Source organism: Vibrio sagamiensis NBRC 104589, from assembly GCF_007990935.1.
Classification (GTDB): Bacteria; Pseudomonadota; Gammaproteobacteria; order Enterobacterales; family Vibrionaceae; genus Vibrio; species Vibrio sagamiensis.
This window is the reverse complement of record NZ_BJXJ01000106.1, coordinates 1-2173: the sequence shown is the minus strand read 5'-3', so window position 1 is coordinate 2173 and position 2173 is coordinate 1. Positions and strand designations below refer to the sequence as shown.

At 33.3% G+C, this 2173-nt stretch carries 2 protein-coding genes; both read left to right on the top strand.

Annotation, left to right across the window (positions count from 1 at the left end; all coding sequences use genetic code 11):
- Positions 1–294 precede the first annotated feature (294 nt).
- Positions 295–645 (top strand): hypothetical protein, encoded by a 351-nt coding sequence (locus tag VSA01S_RS19570; protein ID WP_039983965.1) that lies wholly within the window; start codon positions 295–297, stop codon positions 643–645.
- A gap of 743 nt (positions 646–1388) precedes the next feature.
- Positions 1389–2087 carry a tRNA-dependent cyclodipeptide synthase gene (locus tag VSA01S_RS19565; RefSeq protein ID WP_039983964.1) on the top strand — a complete coding sequence of 233 codons (699 nt, stop codon included), beginning with the start codon at positions 1389–1391 and terminating at the stop codon, positions 2085–2087.
- Positions 2088–2173: the final 86 nt, after the last annotated feature.

Sequence of the window (2173 nt, the reverse complement as noted above, 5' to 3'; positions counted from 1 at the left end):
GGGTGAAATGTCGTCATTTGAATTCAGACTTAGCCATAACGCATTGCTCAGTGATGATCCATAGTTAAAGTCTGGCGGGTTGTGAGGCTTTTGCAACAAGCCCAATGATTTGGCGCTAAAGTGGATACATGAAAATATTCATTAATCATTATTAATGATAATATTTTTTTAATTTAAGATATTAAGGATAAATTAACTTTTAGTGGGGAGGTAATTATATGAAAGTATATTTTTCTTTTATTTCTTCTGTTAAAATACATCTTCTTAAAGAATTAAAAATATAGGTGGGTTCATATGAGGACTATAGTTAAATGTATTTTTTCTATTATGTTAACAATAACATCTAATTTTGCTTACTCTGATCAAGCGTTTCAGACTGGTAAGGTTTCATGGTTGCTTATACATAATAACCCAGATCAAACAAAGATCACAGATAAAAGAGTGTTGATTCGTTTAGAAGGCTCTAAGACTAGTGGGTTTTGTAGTGATACTTGGACAATACTCCTAAGTAATAAGGCAGCGGAAGTTCAATATTCAACGCTTCTTGCTGCATATATGGCGGGAAAGACTGTGAAGCTGACAGGAAACCCTTCTAAATTATGCCAAGGTAATGAAGAAGTTGTTAGAAACGTTGAGTTAAATTAAAAATAATTTGGTATAAAATGAAAAGCTATTAATAGCTTTTCATTTTTGGACCTTGTTCCCCTTTGTTAACTGATTATATTTTTAAGTTAATAATACCAAAGGAACATGTGCATCCTTAGCCAATTATTTAAATTCCCCAGTCCCAACTTATATTGGGGCGATTAAGTAAACTTATTGATTTATTATAATGAAAGTTAATGCTTATTTAAATTAGCCTTATTCGACTAAAGAAAAAGTAAAGAGTGGTTACGATAGTTCTACGTCTTGTGTTGCTTCTAGAATTAAAGTTCATCGTATTGGCTAATATTATGTCAAGTTTGTCTCGATTATTCGCATAAATACTCATTCTATATATTAGTTGTTTGATTACAGCTAATTGTTCTTCATATACATCAAAGAACCCTGAGTACACTTTTTACTACACATGAGGAAGATATTGCGCACGTGAAAAAGCGAGCCTTTATTCTTAAAGCGGCGGTCATGCTGTAAGTGTCTCTAAAATGGGCTTGTTGCAAAAATTGAAGATAGGCCCGAATAGCTCTGCCACGTCTTTATCAGAATTTGCGAAAGAACACAGACGCTTACTCCAACTCTCGGTATAGTAGGGAAACAAAAGCGATGTATGATGAATACGTCCATGCTAGAAGCAGTATTAAGTGGTGGTTTTAATTAGATGGTGAAATGGTCACCCATGTGGTTACCCCCGGTATTATGACTCGATTTATTGGTAAGGAAATAAAATAATGGAAGTGACGAAATTTAAACTGGTTGATAACATTGATAGTGTTTTTTATAAACATGGAATTAGTCAGCTCTCACAAAGAGCAGCTTTACTTGGGCTGAGTCCAGGTAACAGTTTTTTTACTGAAGAAAACATTACAAATGTTCTTTTAACTCTTTGTGAACAGACTCGTCACATATACATCCTTATTCCAGATAAGCCTCATGTGTATAATTTCTTAGGATTAGGTTATACGCTTAAGGAAGCCAAAAAGAGAGCAGATAGAGAATGCCGTTTGATTAATAATAGAATGAATAGCGCGATAGATAAAGTTAAGCAATCTCAATTTAGTAATTTCACGGTTATAACTTGGCAAAATCATATAGAAGAAAATGAAAAATACACGCAAACCTATAAATTATTGTTAGATGAGTACTCTAACAATGTTAGTTTTATGGATATGATAAATAACAATTCATATCAATGTCTAATTAATAAAGCTAAATCAAGGGGTATTAAAGAAGAATGCGTAGATATTGAGGAAGGTGTTAAATATTATTTACAAGAACTTGCCTTGTTTAACTCGATGGATAATATTTTTGGTGGCTGGACAAGTTTTGCTTACCGTAGTGAATTTAGGGTAGGTCTTGATTTCTTATCTTCTAAATGTCCTGATTTTCGAGATAATTTCGGCTTAATAATGTACGAAGAGTGTGCTTGAGTGAATAGTGCGATTCTGTCGGGCTTGTTGCAAAAACTTCACAACCTGCCCAGACTTTAACTATGATTCACCATTGATTAATGTGA